18 protein-coding genes are annotated in these 20699 nt (G+C 65.5%); 12 read left to right on the top strand and 6 right to left on the bottom strand.

Annotated features, from left to right (window positions below; translation table 11 throughout):
• The 6 genes from ACXJKB_RS12300 to ACXJKB_RS12275 all read left to right on the top strand — a co-directional run.
• A partial coding sequence (locus ACXJKB_RS12300) for a hypothetical protein (RefSeq protein WP_457188709.1) occupies positions 1-760 on the top strand: 760 nt, incomplete at its 5' end.
• Positions 761-1465: 705 nt separating this feature from the next.
• Positions 1466-3574 (top strand): hypothetical protein, encoded by a 2109-nt coding sequence (locus ACXJKB_RS12295; protein ID WP_457188707.1) that lies wholly within the window; start codon positions 1466-1468, stop codon positions 3572-3574.
• Complete coding sequence (locus ACXJKB_RS12290) at positions 3571-4977, top strand: GAP1-N2 domain-containing protein (RefSeq protein WP_457188705.1); 1407 nt, start codon at positions 3571-3573, stop codon at positions 4975-4977. Before ACXJKB_RS12295 ends, ACXJKB_RS12290 begins: the two co-directional genes overlap by 4 nt.
• On the top strand, positions 4961-6037 hold the full coding sequence (locus ACXJKB_RS12285; protein ID WP_457188703.1) for a hypothetical protein: 1077 nt from the start codon (positions 4961-4963) through the stop codon (positions 6035-6037). Before ACXJKB_RS12290 ends, ACXJKB_RS12285 begins: the two co-directional genes overlap by 17 nt.
• 347 nt (positions 6038-6384) lie before the next feature.
• Positions 6385-7179: a hypothetical protein gene (locus tag ACXJKB_RS12280; RefSeq protein WP_457188701.1), complete on the top strand. Its 795-nt coding sequence runs from the start codon at positions 6385-6387 to the stop codon at positions 7177-7179.
• Complete coding sequence (locus ACXJKB_RS12275; protein ID WP_457188699.1) at positions 7176-7709, top strand: TerD family protein; 534 nt, start codon at positions 7176-7178, stop codon at positions 7707-7709. The genes ACXJKB_RS12280 and ACXJKB_RS12275 overlap by 4 nt, the downstream gene beginning before the upstream one ends.
• Here ACXJKB_RS12275 and ACXJKB_RS12270 read toward each other — a convergent pair.
• A complete protein-coding gene (locus ACXJKB_RS12270; RefSeq protein WP_457188697.1) occupies positions 7706-8566 on the bottom strand; it encodes a GmrSD restriction endonuclease domain-containing protein in 861 nt (286 codons plus the stop codon). The two genes, ACXJKB_RS12275 and ACXJKB_RS12270, sit on opposite strands and share 4 nt — an antisense overlap.
• A gap of 179 nt (positions 8567-8745) precedes the next feature.
• Here ACXJKB_RS12270 and ACXJKB_RS12265 point away from each other — a divergent pair, with 179 nt between their 5' ends.
• The 3 genes from ACXJKB_RS12265 to ACXJKB_RS12255 are packed head-to-tail and all read left to right on the top strand — an operon-like array spanning position 8746 to position 11878.
• The gene (locus ACXJKB_RS12265) at positions 8746-10065 is read left to right on the top strand and encodes a hypothetical protein (protein WP_457188695.1); all 1320 of its coding nucleotides are present in this window, start codon (positions 8746-8748) and stop codon (positions 10063-10065) included.
• A 2-nt stretch (positions 10066-10067) separates the two neighbouring features.
• Positions 10068-10670 carry a hypothetical protein gene (locus tag ACXJKB_RS12260; RefSeq protein WP_457188693.1) on the top strand — a complete coding sequence of 201 codons (603 nt, stop codon included), beginning with the start codon at positions 10068-10070 and terminating at the stop codon, positions 10668-10670.
• Positions 10667-11878: a hypothetical protein gene (locus tag ACXJKB_RS12255; protein ID WP_457188692.1), complete on the top strand. Its 1212-nt coding sequence runs from the start codon at positions 10667-10669 to the stop codon at positions 11876-11878. Before ACXJKB_RS12260 ends, ACXJKB_RS12255 begins: the two co-directional genes overlap by 4 nt.
• A 101-nt stretch (positions 11879-11979) precedes the next feature.
• Here the strand turns inward: ACXJKB_RS12255 and ACXJKB_RS12250 are convergent, their stop codons facing one another.
• The 3 genes from ACXJKB_RS12250 to ACXJKB_RS12240 all read right to left on the bottom strand — a co-directional run bounded on the left by ACXJKB_RS12250 (position 11980) and on the right by ACXJKB_RS12240 (position 16093).
• Positions 11980-12426 (bottom strand): helix-turn-helix domain-containing protein, encoded by a 447-nt coding sequence (locus ACXJKB_RS12250; protein WP_457188690.1) that lies wholly within the window; start codon positions 12424-12426, stop codon positions 11980-11982.
• A 266-nt stretch (positions 12427-12692) separates the two neighbouring features.
• A complete protein-coding gene (locus ACXJKB_RS12245; protein ID WP_457188688.1) occupies positions 12693-14003 on the bottom strand; it encodes a hypothetical protein in 1311 nt (436 codons plus the stop codon).
• 59 nt (positions 14004-14062) lie between these two features.
• Positions 14063-16093, bottom strand: coding sequence for a hypothetical protein (locus ACXJKB_RS12240; protein WP_457188686.1), 2031 nt, complete (start codon positions 16091-16093; stop codon positions 14063-14065).
• A gap of 195 nt (positions 16094-16288) precedes the next feature.
• Between ACXJKB_RS12240 and ACXJKB_RS12235 the strand changes: the two genes are divergently transcribed.
• On the top strand, positions 16289-16693 hold the full coding sequence (locus ACXJKB_RS12235; RefSeq protein ID WP_457188684.1) for a hypothetical protein: 405 nt from the start codon (positions 16289-16291) through the stop codon (positions 16691-16693).
• Between the two features lie 15 nt (positions 16694-16708).
• On the opposite strand, the gene ACXJKB_RS12230 is transcribed toward ACXJKB_RS12235, so the two are convergent.
• Together ACXJKB_RS12230 and ACXJKB_RS12225 are read right to left on the bottom strand one after the other, a co-directional pair.
• Positions 16709-17908 (bottom strand): hypothetical protein, encoded by a 1200-nt coding sequence (locus ACXJKB_RS12230; protein ID WP_457188682.1) that lies wholly within the window; start codon positions 17906-17908, stop codon positions 16709-16711.
• A gap of 13 nt (positions 17909-17921) precedes the next feature.
• Positions 17922-19064, bottom strand: coding sequence for a hypothetical protein (locus tag ACXJKB_RS12225; protein ID WP_457188680.1), 1143 nt, complete (start codon positions 19062-19064; stop codon positions 17922-17924).
• Between the two features lie 241 nt (positions 19065-19305).
• Between ACXJKB_RS12225 and ACXJKB_RS12220 the strand changes: the two genes are divergently transcribed.
• Together ACXJKB_RS12220 and ACXJKB_RS12215 are read left to right on the top strand one after the other, a co-directional pair.
• The gene (locus tag ACXJKB_RS12220) at positions 19306-20256 is read left to right on the top strand and encodes a hypothetical protein (protein ID WP_457188679.1); all 951 of its coding nucleotides are present in this window, start codon (positions 19306-19308) and stop codon (positions 20254-20256) included.
• Positions 20253-20681: a hypothetical protein gene (locus tag ACXJKB_RS12215; RefSeq protein WP_457188677.1), complete on the top strand. Its 429-nt coding sequence runs from the start codon at positions 20253-20255 to the stop codon at positions 20679-20681. Before ACXJKB_RS12220 ends, ACXJKB_RS12215 begins: the two co-directional genes overlap by 4 nt.
• Positions 20682-20699 lie beyond the last annotated feature (18 nt).

The raw sequence follows: 20699 nt of genomic DNA, 5'->3' as shown, positions 1-20699 counted from the left end.
CCTCTCGTGGGCTCGGGCTCTCGGGTCCTTCATCGAGGCACCTTGGGGTTTCTCCGATGCTCGATCGAAACTCCGGGTAGATCTAGGCGAGGGCTATCCCCACAACCACCGCTTTGGTGTAGCCGCCCCGGATGAGTCCGCCATCGAGGACATCGCAAACCGACTGCGACCGCAGTTGCACCCCGTCGGGTGGCTGAATCGCGCCTGGGATACCTTCCGGGCCGACCTTCCCGAGATCGGTGCTGACCGGCATCTCCTCGAGCTGGATCCAGACCTCATCTACAACGATCGCTCCGTGTCGGGGTCCTCCATTCTTGAGCAATGGAGCCGAGCCGTCGTCGTGCGTAGATGGACCGGCGGAGCGGAGCGGATCAGACAAGAGATCAGCGTCGCGGTCGCGGCCGACGCCGCACATCAGCAGCGCCTGCTTGGCAGGGTTCGCACGACGCACCGAAACGGGGCCGTACGCGAAGAGAGCTACGACGACTTTGTCGAGGGTCTGCAGGATGTGGACACGGGGTCCGTCACTGGTCGACGCTTCACGCGGAAGACATTCTCCTTGACGCCCTACGGTTCTGAGCCCTGGAACGTAGCCGAGGCGATCACCAACCATGTTGGAGAGGGAATTCCCGGCAGCCTTGTCGTCACCGAGTTGTCTGCAGGCTTTGAGCCTCTCGACCTGGTGTTCTGCCACCAACCCACGGCTACTGCTGAACATGCTCTGGCGGCTGACTCGCACCACCGTCCACCACAGGTGTGACATGGCCTCGCGATACGTGGTGGCATTGGTCATGGTGGATCTGGCGCTTGTCGCCGGGGCTATCTGGCTGGTTATGCGACTCCTGAGTGCCGAGCCCAGCAAGCCGGCCAACCGGGGCACGTTGGCTGCGGTAGTGGCGGCTGTACTCTTCCTGTGTTCGCTCCCGTTCGAGTGGGCTCCATGGAACGGAGATCTTGCTGCGGCAGGGCTCACGTCGCCCATGGCCTCCTCACCACCTGCGCTCGCGGCCGTGCTCTTCGCGGTGGTAACGATGGTGGCGGCTCTGGTGGGCGAGCGGAGATCGGGACGGGCTCAAGTCAGCGGCGCCGTTCTCGTGATTGTCGGGGGTGCTTGGGCGATCGTCGCCCTCAGCAGCCTTGTCGTGGCAGCGGGCGTCAACCGCCAGGTCACTGAAGCAGCCTCGATCGCCGCTGGCCCAGCCCTGTGGCTGTGTGGGGCCGGCGGCCTCGCAGCCGTGCTTGCTGGCGCAGCCAGGGCTGAATGGAGCAGGCCACCACGCCGCTTGTCGAAGCCAACGCAGCCGCCAACGTCAAGCTCCGTCGATGAGTGGGGCGTTGTCCAGGCGCCGGTCGGTCATGAGGCGGGGGACGAGTGGTGAGGACTTCCGAGCTGCGCGCAGCCCGCGTCCTCGCATGGTGGGGTGCGCTCCCCGACGCCGGACGTCCCACCCGTCAAGACGCGGAGGTGGCCGCGCGCCTCGGCGTCGTGGATGTGAGCGTCATGGTCCGAATGCTTTGGCAGGATCAAGCCTCGCTCGGTCGCTACTTCGCAGAACTCGCGGCCATCGTGAGATCGGATGAGACTCCGATACCAGAGATGGCTGTTATGCAGGGTCACGTTGAAGTTCCAGAGGAGCAAGCAGAATTGCCTGATGAGAAGACCTCGGATGCTCTGGAGCGTTGGATCGCCTCGCTGCGAGAGCAGGGAACGGACGTACCCATCGATAACGCCACGGTGGCGCTTCTCCTTGAGGTCACGTCTGAGGATGGCCTGCAGCAGGTCGTAGGGAACCCACGCCTCCGTAGGCAGTGGCGGACCTTCCTACAGGTGCACGGCTCGACGTTGGCCAATATTCTCGGGCTGGAGCGATCTACGGTGGTGCAACGCCCCACAGGATCGGGATCAGGAGACCTACGCGGGGCGACCTCCTCCGACGGATTCACTGGAGGCATGGAGCCGGTTGACACCAGTGGACTCGGACACCCCGTCTCTTTCACTGCGACGGAAACTGAAGTGCGACTCGATTGGGCCTCGGTGCAGAGTGCCGAAGGGGTGCGCATCTTCCGGGTCGTGGCGAGCAGCCAGATGATCCCGTGGCGCCTCGAACTCGGTCCACATGAACGACTTGTTGCGACGACCTTCGACTCGAGCGCCATGGATCGCGAGCCTGTCGCAGGCGGCATGCGCCACTACGCCGTGTTCATGAACGAAGGCTCCACCGAAGCCGAGGCGCGCTCGGCGCCGCCGGTCCTGTTTGCTGAAGGATCCACGATCGCCCCTGTTCGAGATATTCACGTCACGTCGTCGGGGCGACGGGTGTCAGCTCGCTGGGTGGCTCCGACTGGCTGTGATCGTGTTGAGGTGCTGCGCATGCGGCCGGATCAGGTGGCCGATGACATCTACGACCCAGACTCTCTGGTGAGCGGCGAGGCTGTCGGTGCCAACCTCACGGGGTTCTTGGAGGAGGACGTCCCCTGGGGCACTTGGGAGTACCGCGTCTACGCGTGCGCGACGACCAATGGGCGGACGTATCGTTCGTCTCCTGCCGTTTCGGTCCACTCGTTGCAGGCGGAGATGCCTATGGTGACGGACCTACGCGTCGACCTCGTGTCACAGGACCAGTTCGAGATCACGTGGACACCTCTCGACGACGACGACTTCTCGGTGCGCATTTACAAGGGTGACAAGCCCGTCACTGACGGCCACGCCGTGCGAACCGTGGATGGGAGCAGCCTGCAGCGCCTCGGCTTCACCGATTGGCTGACCGCTCAGGAGCGTCCGTTTGGGGAACGCACGGGGCTCCTCGCTGCGTGGGACCCGGATGAATACCGGGTCTACTTCACCGCAGTCACCGTTCCGAAGAGTCCCCCTCCGGGGCTCGAGCTCTACGGCATCGGCACCACCGTGCCCTGCAACCGGGCCACAGGGGTCAGCCACGCGCAGATCGTCGAGAGGGTCGATGAGCAGTTCTTGTCCTTTGCCTGGCCACCTGGTGCTGGGGTGGTGAAGGTCTACCTCGGTAGTGCTGAAGGTGAAGTCGACCCGTCTGACCTGTCCACTCTGCTCGAGCTGGCAGAGGTGGCGCCGGAGATGCACAGCACCGTCGGTGGTGTGCACCTCAAGCCGCTGCCCGCAGATGGTGCCAAGGTCCATGTGGTCGGAGTTTCCTTCAGCGGTTCGAAGCCGACGCACGGGCCACCGGCCACGGTGATCTACCCGGGTTTGAGTCGGATCGCCTATGAAGTCCGGCCGATCCAGAGTCCTGTCAGGCGCGGATTCCGAAAGGTCGTGCAGGACACCGGCCGAGAGGTGAGTGTGACTGCCCACTCAGACGTACACGTTCCCTTGGTCCTTGTTGGGGCCAATGAGCACATGCCCCTGCACCACGAGGGCGGCGAGCGGCTGGCTGCGGAGACCGTCCAGTTGCGGCGCGGTGTCAGAAAGGTGCTGGCCACCTTTGACCTCGATGCGGACTACGAGTACGTGCGTCTGTTCGTGGACCTTCCGCCCAATCAGCAGGAGAAGTACGCCGTTCTGGACCCGCCGCTCGCACAACTGAGGTGGACCGAGTGAGGTGGTATCAGCTCACCTACGCCTCGACAGATGCCTCGTCGGGCCGCGCGGGTGGTTGGGACGTGCAATACGTCTCTCCTGGGATCCCTGACCCGTTGCTGGAGAAGATGCGGGCCGGAGTCACGACTCGTTTGGAAACCCTCGACAGGCTTGACGAGTTTTCCGGCGAAGCAGAGCTGAGTTCACGAACGCGACGCTTCTCTTTCCGCTATTTCGACGACGACGGCGGCTGTTACGTCTGGTGGCACGCGGCAGACGCCGGACGGGATGCGACAGGTCGTCCTGGCAATGTGTTTACCCATGTTCTGGCAGCCCTCCAAGTGCCGATTGGGTTACGGCCGATCGACTACTGGCGCTCACCCTCCTGGCTGATGCCGTTCGGCCTCAACGAGGTCGTTCGGGCCACCCCCGAAGAACTCGTAACTCAGGGGCCGATATCGCGCAGCTCAGCGATCGATCACGCGCTGGCTCATCCGGAGGAGACTGAAGCGCTGCTGGCAGCGGTGGCCATGTGCCGAGATGAGGGGCGAGCCCTGATCCTGGCGTCGCGCTCTCAGGATGTCTATGCGACCTGGATTGGGGTGGTTTCACATCTGACGTCCGGCTCGGTGGCTGCCGGATGGTTGGCTTTCAGCACTTTCGACAGAGCAAGTCGACTGTCGGCGGTGCTCGAGCACAGCACGATGGTGAGGATCGCGCCCGAGGATCTCGAGCTCGCAATCAGGATGGCGCTTGACCCAACGCAACCCAACAAGCTGCTGGTGCTCGACCTGGACGCGCTGCCTGGCGTGAGCGCCACGGGGGATTGGGAGTACTCCGGTCAGCGCTGGAGGTCGCAGGGCCTCTGGCTCGAAGCCTTCTTCGAAATCACGGACGAGACTCGATACGACCGTGCTGGAGTTGACGCCATCCTTGATCGGATGGACGTTCTGGCTGGCCACGACGACAACTATCCGGACTGCGGCTCGCCCTTGGCTGCTGCCTTGCTGTACAGCTGCGACGACGACAGCGTCCGCAGCCAGATGCTCGACCAGTGGGCTCTCCGGCTGGGCGTGGGAGTCCCTGAGCTGGAGACGATGATGTGCGTCGCGCCAGAGAACGTGGCTGGCGTCAAGGAGCCAGCCCGACATTCCGAACCAGACCAAGGCGAAGTGCGAGAGCCATCCGCAGGTCCACCCGAGGGAGCTGCAGTTGAGGTCAGGGTGTCCTTCCCGTCTCCGGCCCACACGACAACCAGCCATCGTCGACTGGCTGAACTGCTGTTGCACCTTCCTGATGTGCTGCCAGATACCCAAGCCCGTCAGCAGATCGCAGCCTGGATACACGCGAATCAGTTCGATCCTCGGCCCACGCCCCAACGCATCGATGTGAACGACGGAGTGAACCATGGCACGGATAGTTGAGCTGACGGCCGGTCACGAGACCAGACTTGCTGCGGACGTGTTGCGGCTCCGGTTGGTCGGATCAGCCCACGGAGCAGTCCTTAGCGCGCAGGACGAGCAGGGTGTCGAGATCACATTTCGTCGCATCGACAGCAGCACCATTCTCGTTCACCCAGCGAGGGGTGGCGCGTCAATCCTGGTGACCCCCTCGTCGGGGGAGGCCTTTGGGCCAGCATCACGGGTAGGCATCGACGTGCAAGGCGAGGGTTCGTCCGAGGGTCGACAGGTCATCGTGAGTCAGGCAGACGTCGGCGCTCTGGTCAAGTACGAGGTGGCGCGGCTTGAGCCGTTGGGCGGTGATGAGTGGCTGATAGTGGCTGCGCCCGCCCCGGCCGGCGAGCGAGCCCCGGCGGCAGCGGCACAACTTCGCACCAGCCTCGATGAGCGACGCTACCCGTGGTTGGCCGCCGGCAGGTATGCCGTGCGTCGTGCGCGCGGAGGCGCTGGCGTCCACCCAAGCGGGTCGCCGTGGGCGATGGTGCTCGACGCCTCGGTTTCGATGCATCGTGTCTTCCCTGCTGGGGGCCTTTCGCAGTTGGTGGAGTTGGTGGGCGGAATCCTGGGCGAGGCCACGGGTCGGCTACCGGTGGCGATGTACTCCACCGGGGTCACAGCACCAATTCGGGTGGATGATGCGGTCCAGCAACCCGCTGCCTTGGTCGAGTTCGCCCTTCAATCCGGCCGGCCACCGTCGTGGAGCATCGTGACCCCGGTCGTGGTGACCGCCGTGCAGTCCGGCGCTCAACTGGTGGCCTTGGTGACCGATGGCGTCCCTGGCGACGTCCGTGATCTTGGTCGGTTCGCCTCGGAGCACCCTGACACGCAGTTGGTCGTCGTTGCTGCCGGCCAGTCCAGATTCAACCTCGTAGGCCGACCCGGATCGACCGAGCCCGAGGAACTTGGCGCGCTAGTGGATCTGGCGCAGGCGCCAAATGTGACCGTCGTGGCGGTGGACCCCGCGACTGATCCTGACGGGCCCCAGGGCGTGGCGTTGGCTGGCGCCCTGCTGAGGATTGCCTGATGATGCGACCAAAGTGCCCGACCTGCTTCCGTCAGATCCCACAGGTCATTGAGTACCTCGCCTGCGTGGGAACCTGCCCCACAGAGAGCCTCACGCAGGCTAACGAGAACCGCGGATGGGATGCCTATGTCAGACCGACCTTCGCAGCCACTCCCGGCCAAACGTCAGGGACTTGTCCCAAATGCAAGGTAGCCACGCGCCAGGAGGCGTGCCCGTCGTGTCGCGGCCCTATCCCCGCAATCTGGCGCGATGAAGCTGTCGTCGTCACCAGCATCGCGATGGCGGGCGCACGGACGACGGGCAAGAGCCTGTACTTGGGAGCGCTCGTCGGGCAGCTTCGTTTGTGGGTGACGACTCAGCAGCGCTCGACTCTGACCCCGCTGGAGGAAACCGAACGAGTTTATGACGAGCGCTACGGCGGGCCGCTGTATCAGGAGCGGCGCCTGCTGCCACCGACTGCAGCGATCCAGGACGACGAGACGGCACAGCTCCCGCTCATGTACAGCTTCGTGCAACTCGACGGGCGCAGGCGAGTCATCGTGCTTCGAGATGTGGCGGGGGAGGACCTCCAAGAGGTCGCTCAACGCGGCCACAAGTTGCAGTTCCTCACCCGGGCGGACGGGGTGATCGCATTGCTGGATCCCTACAAGGTCGACAGGATCCGAAATGTGGTTGCCGATTTCGCCGGCCCGGGGGGCGAACTCGGCGCTGATGGTGTCCGGGTGATCGAGCACCTGCTGTCACACCTCAGCGGCGGCCAGTTCGGGCCTAAGGTGCAGGTGCCGTTCGCGGTGACACTGTCAAAGTTCGACGTTCTCCAAAGGCTGCGCGAGGTCGACGGTTCTGCCTTGCATCGCGTGATGGTGCGACCCGGATCCCCGCTTCGTCGGGATCCGTCGATGGGTAGTCCCGATCTGAAGCGTGATGATCTGGATCTGCTCGACGCCGAGATGCGAGCGCTCTTCTTGTCCTTGGACCTACGCAGATTGCTTAACCTCCTGGATGAGCGCGCCGAGCACTACCAATACTTCGCGGTGTCCGCCCTTGGGGCACAGCCGGAAGGTGACGCTGTTCCGAAGGCAGGCATTGCTCCCTTCCGGGTATTGGACCCTCTGCGCTGGATCCTGGAAGTGGCGCCGTGACTGCGCGTGGTGACGAAGTACCTCTGGGTGACCGGGCACCGACCGGCTTGGTTGCCGAGGTCACGTTCACAAGCGGTCCGATCGCGGTGGACCTCTACGCCTTCGTGTGCGACGACTCGGGTTCAGCCATCTCTCCTCAGTACTTCATCTACCACGGCAACCCGGTTACGCCCGAGCGATCAGTGTTCTTGTTAGAGGACCGAGCCGCGGGCGTCAGTCGCGGCGGTCAATTGATGGTGGACGTGACCACGCTCCCTGAAGAAGCCACGGCGCTCGAGATAGCTCTGGTTGCAACCCAGCTCGGACAGACCCTTGAGCCGGTCAGCGACATCAACTGCCAGGTTTGGAGCGCGGTAGACGGACTCGTCTTGGCCACCTATGAATTCGGCCGCCCAAGTATGCCCTGCGACGCCGTGATCATCGCAGGCATGCGCCGCCGAGACGGCCAGTGGCTGTTCCGGTCAAAGGGTGAGCACTACGAGAAGGACCACGCTTCGCTTGTGCGTGACTTCGGGGTGCCTGTTTCCTAGCGGCACTTGCGGGCGATATGGGTGAGCACCTCGGCGTCTGCTGCGGTGATCGGCAGTTGCCAATGCAGGCTGGCCTCGATGTACCGCACGCCGTACTCACACCGGAAGGCCTTGTTGGGAGGCAACCAGGAGGCAGGTGTCCCGTCCACCTTTGCCATGTTCGTCGGGCCGTCGACGGCCAGCAGCTCGTACGTGGTGTCGTTCGCAAACGTGGCTCGCCGGGCCGGGCTCCACTGCCAGGCGCCGAGGTCCCAGGCAGCCGCCAGGGGGATCAGATGGTCGATCTGCACCGCCAGTGATGACCCCCAACCTCTCTCGAACTGGATGCGCCGTCCCGTGTAGGGGTCATTCAGCACCCCGCGCCGGACCACGCAACCGTTCGTACCTGGATCGATCGTGGTGTCCACCAGGTCACGCCTGAGTACGTCGTTGCGCGTGTCACAGCCGTTCCGGCTGTCGGGCGCATCGGTGGCGTCGTTCCACTCGGTGCCGAAAACACACCCGCTGCCGGGGCTACAGTCCCGGTCGTACCCGGGTGGGTTCGGGCGCTCAGGAATGACGGTCACTTCACCGAGTAGTTGTGAGAGCTTGTCGCCAAGAGTGAGCGGTGTCGGGCTGGGGGACCCCTGGGGCGACGCGGTGGCCGGGGTCTCCGCAGCCTCCGGGGAAGGCGTCTCCGACAGGGCAGGGGCGGGGCTCACGGTCGTGCTTTGAGCAGGCGTCGCGCTGCGCGGCTCGGCCGGCTGCGAAGACGTCTCGGGTGTCTCGAGGTGGCGGGCTGCCTCGAGGTAGCCCGCCACGAACTGCTGGCCCGTCACCAAGGCGAGGCCCGCTGCAATGACCCCCACGATGACCACGACGCCCGCACCTCGGGACCATACAGACGGCATCGGTCCTCATTTCATCTCCAGCCGGCGCTGCGGCGAGCCTACGTTCGTTCGGCGGCACGCGTGGAGAGTCGACCACTTTGCGAGTTTGGAAGTCCGCGGGCACTCGCGTCATTTACCGTCGCCCTGTCGGAATTGAAGGAGTAGTCGTGGATCAGACGCGTGCGGACGCCGCCAAGCGGATCGCTGAGTTGGCCGATGACCCTCGGTTTGCTACTCGGCGCGATGAACTGAATTCTCTGGGGGCGGCCCTCGTCGATGAGTCGATTTCGTCGTGGACCGGAATCGACCTCCTGGCAGCCTTCCCTCCTCAAGGGACCATCTCGATCGAGCAAAAGCAGTGGGGCGAGCGTGTCCTGGGGGTCCTCGCCGGCGTCTCTGTCTTTGTCCCCGTCGCGTGGACGTGGTTCAGCCTGCACAGCGCGACCGGGGCGTATCGCGAGCTGTTGGCAGCTGGGGACGAAGAGGGACGCACGTTCCTCGGCATGTGGGTCCAAGGGTTCGACGGGCGGCTCGATGAGCCCTTCTGGGGCTTGCACCGCTTGGTACCGATGGCGATGACGTCGTTCATCCTGATTCTCATCGCGGTGGGCTTCATAGTGGCCCACCGTGTCGCGGCGGAGCTCAACGTCCACCGCGAGGAGGCTTCCGCTGGTGACGCACACACAGAGTTGGTCTCGGCCCTGGTGACAGCACAACGGCACCTCAACCAGCGTCGTTCTGATGACCCACGCTTCCTCGAGGCTGCCGTCGAGCGATCCGTGAGCGAGCTCAACAAGGCCCACGAGGAGACCCGTAAGGGGATCGCGGCGCTGCAGCAAGCTACCCAGGTGGGGGTCGACAGAATCAATGAGGCTAGTCAACAGCTCACCGGCTCGATGGCTCCGCTGCTCGCCTCGGCGACAGCGGCTGGGAGTGAACTCGCGGCTTCGGCCGCCTCCGCGACGAAGGCGGAGCATCAAATTTCCGCGTCTGTCGAGAGTGTCAAGGTCCAACTTTCTGCGGCCTTGGAGCAGTTCGAGCGCTCGGTGACTGGAAACACGTCTCAACTCAGCGAGAAGACCACGGCTGCGGTAGCTGAGCTGACGGACAAGGTTGCGCAAGTTGCCTCGGTGAATGGTCAGCTGGCCCAAGAGGTCGCTGACGCGACCAAGGCGAACAATGCCGCCACCGCTCATGCCGCGGAAGTGAACAAGGCTGCGACGCACGCCCTCGCGGATGCCAGCAAGGCGTCCATCGCCCACCTCGCCGACGCCAACAGGGCGTCACTCGCCGAGCTGGCCGGCGGCACGGCGTCCTCGCTCGATGAGCTCACCGCTGCCGTCCAGCAGCTGGCCAACCTGCTTGAGGCCCATGGCGGTGCCGTTGTGGGGCAGAAGAGTGAGCTCAGTCGGGCCACTGACCTCGCGGGGCAGATCCTGGCCGAGCTGCGTGATCAGGCTCCGCTGTCCGAGCCGGTCTCGGGCTGAGCATGGCGCTGCGGGCTTCACACACTGATGGCCGTCGGGGAAGGCTCCGCTCAGCTGAAGCAGTCGCCGGCTGGGTCTTTGCCGACGTGCTACTCGTTCTCTTCATCGTCGGGCTTGGCACGGCGATCCCGAAGATCATCGAGCCACCTGAGCCCCCAGAGCCGCCCAAGCCCCAGATCATCGGGATGGAGACGAAGTCGACCAAGGTCACTGTTCGGGTGAGCGCCGATGAGCTACTCAGCACGGGGCCGGCCGCTGACAAGGCCCGAAGCGCGGCATGTCGGAGCGTTCGCCAGGCCACCGCCAAGTTGACCGCTGACAAGGCTGAAGCGGCACTCGTCATGATCTTTGCGGGGCACCCGAACGAGGCATCGCAGGCCCAGCGCGTGGCTGCTGCCGTGGGTCAACAACTGAACTGCGCCTCCCCGGGCCTCTTCCCGAAGGACGGGTTCGGTCCAGGCAAGATCGCCACACCAGCGGATGTCACCAGTGGCAGCGAGATCGGAGGTGTCGTTCGCCCGTTCTGGAACGGCCGGTTGCCCTACGGCGAAGCCCAGCTCGAAATCTACGTGTTCACCACGAAGGCGGCGGAGGCCAGCCGATGAGCTGGCAACTCGTGCTGGCGGGCGCGCTTGTCACCGTGTTAATCGGCAGCGTGATGGTGGCCATGCTGGTCAGGCGACGGCGGCTTCGGGCAAGAGGTGCGGAGACGCAAGGTGTCGCGCCCGTGCCCGACGTCGTCTTCGAAAACCATCCAGCACCGGAGAGGGTCGGCTCGGTTTGGCCCTCGACCCAGGGGGGGCAGACGCAACCGCGCATCGCCGCCGAGGTGGCCCCTCGAGTCGACGCACAGTCCACGATGCCCGCGGTCACCGTGGGGATTGCCTTTGACAGCCTCTTTCGTTCACCGCAGAGTGAAGAACCACGTCGGCGGATGGATCCACGCGAGACGGTCGCCGTCGCGCAGCGGGCGCGGATCTCGGACACGGAGCTTGACTGGCGCCGTACGTCACGAGCGCGCGTGCGCGAGTCGGTCGACGGAGGTGAGGCACTCCTATTCGACAGTGCCATCCGTCGGACCTCGGCAGAGGCTGGTTTCGGGTCACTTGTCCAACGAGAAGCTGACGTGCGGGCAGGGGTGGGCACTGACGTCGAGGTGATCGAGTTGGCATGGCCGAACGAGCCCCTGCTCGACTACGACGGGGGAGTCAACGGCTACTTCGCACCGGCCCTCGACGGGGCCTTCGTGGTCGACGTGCCACGTCGAGGTCGTGCCGTGCGCACCTTGGGTACAGCGATTGGTCTGAGCGACGCTCAACTGGAAGCACTGGCGCCCGAGGAGCTACTCGAGCTCCTGAGACTCGTCGCCGTGTGGTTGGCGGCGCTCCACGAAGCAGGGGTCGTTTTTGGGGACTTCKGCATGCGATCAATTGCGTACGCGACACGTCCGGTACGTATCCGGGTCCTTGACTATGACACAGCACGTCCGATCGGCCGTGGCCCGTTGCTTCCCCCCGATCCTGAGGGCGACGGCGACCCCCTCTCCCCAGTGGGCGAGTCGTCCTACGACTCCGACCGCTTCCTCTTCGCCCAGGTGGCGTTCAGGCTGTTGGTGTCACGGACTCAGGACGGACCGATCACGCCTGAAGCCGTTCCGTCCCAGATTCCCGGATTGGACCCGCAGCGCACCGAGAGGCTGAGGACGCTGTGGCGGCGGGCTGCTGGGCCATGGGGCACGCGTCCCACGATGGAGGAGTGGGTCGCGGTCCTCCAGCACCCGGGTCGCAAGCCCGGTGGCATCATCTCTGAATGACTCAGTGGCCGGTGACCGTCAACGCCGGGGGAAACCTTCATGGCTGTGTCTCGGCAGGCTGGCATGCGCCTGTGCCGGCTTGCAGCGCTCGCACGTAGGCCCTACTCATCGGCGAGTAGAACTCTGGTCCGCCCGGCCTCGTCGGTGGTCGCGTTGAGCTTTCCGCTGCGTAGCCACACATAGACGGTCTGGCGACTGATCCCCAATCGCTTGGCCGCTTCGGTGATCGAGACACCCGGGACCTCCGGCGTGGAGCGTGGGGCGCTGCCCCGCTGGCGTCGCCATCGAAGCGAAGGTGGGACTTCCTCGTCGTCTCTGGCGCGGTAGGCCCTGATTCGGGCGGTCTCTGCGCTGCCCAGGTCTGCTGCCCGCGCGATCTCCGCCCAGGTGAACCCACCCTCGTGAGCGGCGAGGAGGGCCTCCGCCAGGAGGGTCGCGGAGCGTCGGTGCATGTCCTCCGCCTCGCGAAGACTGCGGGCGGCGTTGCTGACCTCTCCAATCAACTGGCCGCTGCGACGGGAGTCCTCGGGCGACGCGTGAGTCGTCACCGGCTGATCGTGTCACGCCGCACGCATCCGCGCGGAGACGCCACACCTGAACGCGAGGACGCCGTGACCATTATCTGATTGATGGGGGGTCGCTGGTCCGGGACGAGCCAATGAATGTTGTCGTCGAGCTTCGCGCCCGGCCTTCCGCTCCACACCGCGGCCCTGTGATGAGGTCTCTACTCTTGAGCGAGGCCTGACGGAGGCAGAGAGGAACCATAAAAGGTGTCTCGCATCCTGCGGGCCGGCATGTGTCCAGGTGCAGGAGCTCAGTAGTCCTCAGGCCTTGGCCCGAGTCGCAGAAGAAGCTCAAGGCTGGGCAGCAGGTCGCCGCACTCGTCGACCAGTCCCCACCCGGCGTACGCCGACGTGTCGTCGTCGCTTTCACCGTCCTCCATGCGCCATGCCGTGGCCGAGAGCAGCGTCGTGGTGAGTGGACGAACCTCCTCGACGTGTCGGCCCGTCCGGTCCGAGAGCTCCTCAAGCAGACGGTGGCCAGGAGGCAGGCCGGTGCGGTGCGTGACGGCGTAGATGTCGAGGTCTTCGAATCCACGCTCGTCGCCGTGCCTGTCCAGCAGCTCCGCGAGGACGGCCGGGGACAACGCCGAGAGTGCGGCCTCGACCGAGGCGATGGTCTCCTCGGTCGCGGACTGGGCCGGCGGGCGCTCCGGGACGTAGAGGCTGGTCTCCCAGGGGCCGTAGCCCCGCATGCGGTCGGCGTCGTCGAGCCGGTCGTGGAGCGCAGCGGTCTTCAACGTCACCCGCAAGGCCGTCTCGAGCTGCTCGGCGTTCGCGTCGGCCGGCGTCGCGACCGGGAGCGTCTTCGCGAGCTCCTCGCATCGGGAGACGGCGGTGGACCTGCCAGCGCCACGAGCGACGGTGGACAGGCGGCGGTCGAACCGGAGCTGGGACTCGCCTGCGTCGCGCAGGAGGTAGGCGTTGTCGAGCAGGCCCTCGATGACGATCTCGTCGGCCGAGATGAGGGCTGCGGCCACCGCGCGCACCAGCGGGCTGGCCGGTCCGTAGGCGTCCGACACGGAGAAGCTGTCCTCCGTGAGGGAGTCGGCGTCGACGGCGAGGTCGTCGCGCAAGGCGGCGTCCCACGGCAGACTCTCCACGACCTCCCGGACCTTGCGCACGAGCCCCGGGAGCTCCGCTTGGCTGACGGGCAGGAGGGGGCCGAAGTCGTTGCGCCGGAGCTCCCAGCCCACTGCTGCGACAGGAGTGTGCGGAGCGAGCGCGGTCGCGTGCACGGCGTCGGCGGTCTGCGGCTCGCGGACGGTGAGGACCGTGGTGCCGTTGGGCAGGTCGAACTCCATCGGCTTGTCGTACCCGAAGGTCCCCTGATCCACCGCCGTGAAGATGCGGAAGCACGTGTTCTGCACTGCGCGCCGTCCCGCCTTCGGGCCCGGCCAGTCGAGTCCGGGGTCCATGCCGTCCGTGGGACGCGTCCACACCAGCAGCTCGTGACCGAGGACGTCGAGGAGGCCCTCGGTGTACCCGAACTCGACCTCGCCGCTCGATCCGTCGCTCAGGTGGACGGTGTGCGGCGGCATCGGGATGTCCGAGATCGAGGTCACGCGCGCATCCTCGCAGGAGCCCATCGTGCGAGGCATCAATTTCGTCTCGTCTTGCCGGATCAGATGCTCATGTCGTCGTGCACGCCGACCTTGGCGAGCTCGATCGAACCGGCAGGCAGTACCCAGTAGTGGAGCCGGCGCGCGGCCGGGGTGTTGGACTGGAGGCTGACCCGCCAGGCCCGTGCCCCGTCCTCGCGCACCCTCTGGGGCGAACCGCCGGCGTCGTCCGTGCGGAGCTGGTGGAGCTCGCGGCCCCCCGACAGCGCTGCCTTCCCGGTGACAACTTCCATCACCACGTCGGCGACACGATCCGTGGGGAGACCGTGCAGGGCGTTGAGGCTCCGCAAGAAGTCCGGACCCAATGAGTAGTCGCCCAACGGGCAGGTCGGCTGCTCCGCGGCTGGGATGCGCGTGGCCCACGCCCGCTCCACGAGGAAGCGAAAACCCCGCTCCGGGTCCGCGAAGGCCGGCGCATCGGTCGGACTGGAGGTCGATCGTGACTTCCGCAGCTTCGTCCGGGACTGCTCAAGCTGCTGCGTGAGGCGGCGTATTTGGTCCTCGACCTGGCGCAGCTCCGTGCGCAGGTGCTCCAGCTCGGTTGCGAATCCCTGCGCCTGTGCGTGCACCTCGTCACGTTGTCTCCTTGCGGTGCGCACCTCCGCCTGGAGGGATGCGATGGTCAGGGACATCGCCTTCGTGCTGGCGCTGTCGGCCGCTGCGGCCGGTGGCCCTGCCGGGGCTTCTGCCGGTCCCGGCGCCGGGACCGGTCGGACGGCGCGGCTGCGATCGAACATCGCTGGACTCGGACCTGTTGGTGCTGGCGCGGTCGCTGGCGCGTCGGGGACATGCGGCTCGGCGTGCGGGTCTGCCACGTCGATCGCGACGTCGAACGACACGACCTCGATGGGTGCCGTGGCAGGTGGGGCCAGCTCCGAGACATCGGTCGGGGTCGCCGCGACCAGCCAGGATGGGCCGCCCGCGAAGAGGGCGGCTGCCGCGACCGGCTCCTCGTCGTCGATGTCGAGCAGGCCGAGCTGCCATCCGCCCTCGGTCCCGAGGACGCGTGCCGGCAGCACCTCGCCGGCAGTCAGGAGGTCGGACAGGTCGTCGAGCGGGTTGGAGGTGACGGCGGTGTGCGTCACGTCCACGGTGACGAGCGGGTGCAGGAAGACCGACGCACGGTCGGCTTCGACGGATTCGACCTGGACCAGGACGACGTCGCCGGCCGCGTACGACGAGAGTGCGACGTCCGGTTCGAGGCGGGACTCGCGTACGTCGAACCAGCGGCTGTCAGCGTCGTACAACCCCGTCACCTCCTGGCCGGGCTGGAGCGACCGTTCCAGCGGCAGACCGGGGAAGGCCAGTGCGTCCGGGACGATGCCGACGCGCCCGTCCAACTTCACCACCGCACGGTCGGCCACGATGCCGACGACGACACCCGTGAGGCGTACGCGCGCCGTTGTCTGCACGTTGTCGAAGAGGCCGGCCTGGGTCGCCATGTGGAGTGCGTCACCGATGAGAGCGGTGGTCGCCTTCGGGCCCTCCGCGGCGCTGTAGGCGAACCGCAACGGGGACCGTCGCGGCTCGCCCGCCCATTCGTGGCCAACTGGATAGACCCGTCCGGCGCCGCCATAGACCTGTGTCATGGCCGGGAGATTGTTGGACAGGTCCCACGAGTGTGGGCCAGTGGGTACGAGATAGATCTCGGCGATATCGCCGACCTGGTCGACGATCTCCCCGATGTCGATCCACGGCTCCGTCCGGCCGTGCGGCGTCGTCACCACGATGACGGGTCGGTCCCTGGCGTTCCCGTTCAGGCGCGTTGCCAGAGCTCGGGCACCTTCAGGAGTGTTCACTCGTCGGTAGGCGGGCACGGTACAAGCCTGCATCGGCGGCATCGGTCGAGGGACCGGATTCAGGAACCAGCTTGCAGCATTCATCCCGGTGACTTGCGTGGGCGGGTTGGGCTCCTTCTTCCGAGCACGCGAAGGCGAAGTCATCGACGACGCGAGCAAACCGCGGAACGCGCTTTCTGGGCGCAATGACGTTGCGTTGCAGCTGACAACATATACACTGATGTCAGTAAACATCGATTGGGCTGGGATGAGATGACGGAAAGGTCTGGCCAGACACGCAAACTGGTCAGCAAGCGCGACCCCGCCCGCAAGGTCACAACTCGCTTGGTCGCGAGCGCGGCGAAGGTGCCGGAGCTCCACCTTTGGCATGGCCGCATGTCCGTCCATGACGGAGTGAGGCTTAGCCATGCCAAACGGATCCTCGCTGCGATGCCTCTCCTGATCGTCGACCTGGACGGTTTCTCCATCGCGGACACCGACATGGAGGAAGTCGCGAGACCAGAGGTGCTCGTGGTGGATGACGCCGATTTGGCTGGTGGATTGTGCCCGTCGAGGGTCGCCTCTCTCGCCGCCTCCGAGATCCTGGTCGTGATCACTCTGCCCCGAAACCTCGTCGTGTCTTCCGAGGGAGTGGACCCAGCGTGGTCACGCGTCGCAGACGTCATCATCGACATCGATCGGCCGGACCTCCTCGACCACGCCTCGCTTCGGCCGGGCGAAGCGGAGTTCCACCTGCTGCGCAACCGCTGGGGGCCGATGCGCAGTGTCGGCGTCGTCCACCAGGGGCACTACGCGAGGTTCATCGACGGACTGAAGTCCGACGTGACGAGATGAGCGGGAACCCGGCCCTCAAGGCCTCAACAGGTCGCTGAGGTAGTCGTCATCGTCGATCGTCACGTCGTCGCGGTGCGTGGTCAGCAGCCGGTCGAGGACCGCCGGCGAGATCCCGAGGGCGCGCCCGGCGGCCGTCTTGGTCATCCCACGGTTCAGCAGGGCCCGGCCCAAGGTCGCGAACCGACGTTCGCGCGAGACCAAGTTGTGCTCCTGCTCGTAGCCAGTCACCTTGTCGACCACACGTTCCCGCATGCGGTCGGGGACGTCCTCGATGACATCAGCGATGACGGCCGCCTGCAGGCGCGCCCCTCTGGCGAAACCCATCCTGTCCTTGGTAGCTGGATCGAGCGAGTCGTAGATCGCCTGGGAGAGCCTCTTGACGGTGGAGTTGAAACGGTGACGCAACTCGTCAAGCCCGGGCTCGAGCGCATCCGCTACGTACGGCACGAGCCGCGGGTCCAGCTCTGGTATCGCGGCTCGCACGGTTTCCCGCACCTGGTGACGCCCCGAGACGAATGGGTCCAGGTCCTCGCTCTCTAGGAGTCGGGCGGCGATGGGGGCTGCCTCGGCCTTCAGTTCCGGCTCGGTGAAGACCTCCCACCGATGGTCGACCGCCTTCCTGATGAGCTGCGTGTCGCGAGAGGGGAGGCCGGCGTCGTGGGACTGCCGAACCTGCGTGCGCTCGAAGTAGTTGCCGGCGGCGAAGTTGGGATCCTCGACGATGGCGTCGACGACTGGCCCCAAGCGGTCGGCCCGCCTCTTGCTGCCCATGATCCTCCTCAGAGCCTCTGGCCACGTCTCTCCTTCTGGCCCATCGTCATGCCGCTTCAGGAATGGCACGAAGTCGAGGGAGTCGTCGGTCAGTTCGGCATCGGAGTCGTCGTCCTCCCAGCTCTCATCGACCACGACGGTGTCGGCCTCCGGGACCTCGTGGCGAGACCCATGGGCGAACCGATAGATGACCCCTTGATGGGCGAACGCCGCACCGACGTGACTGACCGCCTCAGGACCCTCACCAGCACTCGCCAGGTAGAGAAGCTTGGCTCCTAGAGCGGCCGCTTCACGCACGAAGCCCGCCGGGTCCTCGTCGTCGGGCCAGCTCACGGTCCCGTGCCAGAAGTCGCCTGGAAGGTCCTGCCAGATGCGCAGACCGACCTCCGCGGCGGTGTCGCGAAGCGCGTCGGCGATGTCGTTGGGTGTCGGCGGCGAGGTCATGGGCGTGTCCTCTTCACTCGGACTCCAGGAGTCGCCTCAGATGATCCGACTCGTCGATCTCCACGTCGCGGGGGTGCGCCGTGAGCAGGCGGTTGAGGGTGTTGGGAGTGACTCCCAGCTCGCGGGCTACCGCCGCCTTGCTGGGCATGCGCAGCGCGAGCGCTCGCGCCACGGTGGCGTAGCGCCTTTCGCGGGACAATCCGTACAGCTCCTCCTCCAGGCCGCGCATCTTGTAGAGCAGCTGGTCGCGGAGGCGGTCGAAGTGTTCGAGGGTCTCCGAGAGCTCATCGACCGCGTCCGCGACCAGCTCGTCTCGGATGACGTTGCGGCTCGCGAAGCCGAAGCGATCGCGAATCTCAAGGTTCAGCGAAGCCAACACGCCGCGCGCTGCGTCCTCGGCTCGCCGGTAGGCAGTCTGTCTGTCTGCGTCGAGCTTCTCGCTGATCCACTGCGCCACGTCGTGGACCAGTCGAGGCTCGACGTCTGGAGCACGCTCCCTGACCCAATCGTCCAGCTTGACATCGTGAGAAAGGAAGGGGCTGGGGTCGTGCTCGGCCAGCAGCTCGTCTGCGATCGGACGGGCACGCTGTCGCAGCTTGTCGCCGAGGTGCATGAACCGCACACGCGTCTCGTAGTCGACCTTCTCCCGGTCGCCCGTGGTCAGCGATCCGGCGTGCCTGTCGAGCACGGCCTCTACGTCGAGGTGGTAGGGGTCGTACTCAGGGTCGTCGACGATGGCCTTGACGATCGCCAGAAGGTCCCGTTTGGAGCGCCCGCTCGCGCTGCTTGCCGGCTCGACGACCTCGCTCTCCACGTCCTCGTCCTTAGGATCGTCGTCCTCGTCCTCGTCCTCGTCCTCAGGATCGCCCGCAGACCTGCCGCACTCGTACCAATGCAGGACTCCGTCGAGCGCAAACATCGCGAGACCCCAGTCCTCGATCATCTCCGAGTGAGGTTCCTCAATGTGCAAGATGCGCATCCCCAGCTCCGCGGCGGTGCCGACGAAGCCCTCGGGGTCGAGAGGCTCTGGCCACCAGACCGATGCCGCTGCGTTTTGCGCAGGCACGGCGTCGAAGATCCTCAAGCCGTGCTGTGCGGCCGCTTCGCGCAGCCTACGTCGGGCGTCGTCCGGTTCGAGCGAAGGTTGGATGCCCACGCCCTGATCAAACCTCAGATCAGTGTGCGACGCGGGCCGTTCAACAAATCCGTCGGAAACCCTCGTAGGCGTGCGATTGATGGGCCTCCGCTGATCAGGTCCAGGCATACTTGTCCGAACGACCAAGCACGCTTTCGTCGTACGTCAGTCTGCTCGTCCGGGGTGGACCTAGGCCGTTTTGTCCCTCCGAGTGATCCCCTGCAGCTATCTTCGATTCCACAATCTTGGATCGGAGACCACGTTGGTCGCACCACTCGTCATTCCGCTCGTTGCAGTGGTGGCTGCAGGTGTCACTGCCGCCGGCAAGGGCGTCAACGATCTCGTTCGGGCCAATCGGACCGTGCGGTCTGCGCAACAGGATCATGAGTCGGCCATTGCCGCTGTTGAGGTCTGCCAAGGCCGTACGCACGCGATCGCGGAGGACTACGGCAGGGATCAGCTCCGCGCTCAAGCCGAGACGATCGGCCGCTTCGCCGAGTGGCTCGAAAGGAACGAGCACCTTGTCGAGCGACTCGACCGCAAAGTCGTCTCGGGGGTCAACGTGGTGGTTCCCTCGTTGCCGAGGTTGAAGTTCGACGTTGAGCAAGCGCGATCTGGCCTCGTCGGCGGGTTCGGGGCGCTGGGTGCGGCGGCTAGCGCACAGGGCGCGGCGCTCTGGGGTGTCACGACCTTCGCAGCCGCAAGCACGGGCACTGCAATCAGTGGTCTCACTGGCGCGGCCGCCACAAACGCCACCCTTGCCTGGCTCGGAGGAGGATCGCTGGCGGCAGGTGGTGGCGGCATGGCTGCGGGTGCGATCGTTCTCAACCTGATCATGATCGCTCCAGCAGCGTTCATCACGGGCTTCACCGTCGGCATCGTCGGTGCCAGGCAACGAACAAAGGCGCAGGAGTACGCAGCGAAGATCGCGGTCTCGATCGAGAACATGGAGACCGCGAAGATGCTGTTGGAGGGGGTCGACACACGAATCGGCGAATTGCAGGATGTCCTCTCAGGTTTGGTCACTCGGACGGAGAGCGCGATGGACCAGCTCGAATCGCTCGACTTCGACCCGGACGTCCACGGAGCGGATTTCGTTCGAGCGCTGCAGCTCGTTACGGCGATCGGAGAAGTGATCGAGACGCCAGTTCTCGATGCGGATACAGGGCAGCTCACCGAGGTGTCGATCAAGATTGTGGAGAAGTACTCATGAGCGACGTCCCTGACATCACCTCTCTGGGCAAGACGCCGGCCGGCAAGGCCGTGCAGGCGATCAACCTTGGCCAAGTGGTATCGCAGATGGTCGATGCCGCCGATCAGTGGGTGAAGGTCATCCAGGAAGAATCGACGCGGCGCGAAGAGATCCGTGGTTGGGAAGCAACCGAGCGGGAACGAATCGTGGCGCAGCGTGACGTGCTAGTCCGCGGCTTGGAGCTGACTCACGACGAGCGCCGTGACAACTTCCGGCGCCTGTTCGACAACCTCGACGTCGCGATGCGCAGCGACGATGCCGCGACAGCCGCGAAGCTGCTTGACTCGATCACGGAGCTCGCCAAGTCGAGCCCGTTCAAGGACCTCAGGAACGTTGAGTTCGTCGTCAACGAGCTGAAGCAACCTGACCGCACCTGGAAGATGTAGCTCCCTCAATACCCTGAC

It is taken from the genome of Nocardioides sp. P5_E3 (assembly GCF_054049275.1).
Note: the sequence above shows the minus strand (reverse complement) of the source record. Positions and strands in the feature narration are given on the sequence as shown.

Coding starts and splice junctions, on each gene's coding strand:
- ACXJKB_RS12240 (WP_457188686.1), bottom strand. CDS start 16,093: ATGTTTACTGACATCAGTGTATATGTTGTCAGCTGCAACGCAACGTCA.
- ACXJKB_RS12285 (WP_457188703.1), top strand. CDS start 4,961: ATGGCACGGATAGTTGAGCTGACGGCCGGTCACGAGACCAGACTTGCT.
- ACXJKB_RS12230 (WP_457188682.1), bottom strand. CDS start 17,908: ATGACCTCGCCGCCGACACCCAACGACATCGCCGACGCGCTTCGCGAC.
- ACXJKB_RS12235 (WP_457188684.1), top strand. CDS start 16,289: ATGCCTCTCCTGATCGTCGACCTGGACGGTTTCTCCATCGCGGACACC.
- ACXJKB_RS12260 (WP_457188693.1), top strand. CDS start 10,068: ATGGCGCTGCGGGCTTCACACACTGATGGCCGTCGGGGAAGGCTCCGC.
- ACXJKB_RS12215 (WP_457188677.1), top strand. CDS start 20,253: ATGAGCGACGTCCCTGACATCACCTCTCTGGGCAAGACGCCGGCCGGC.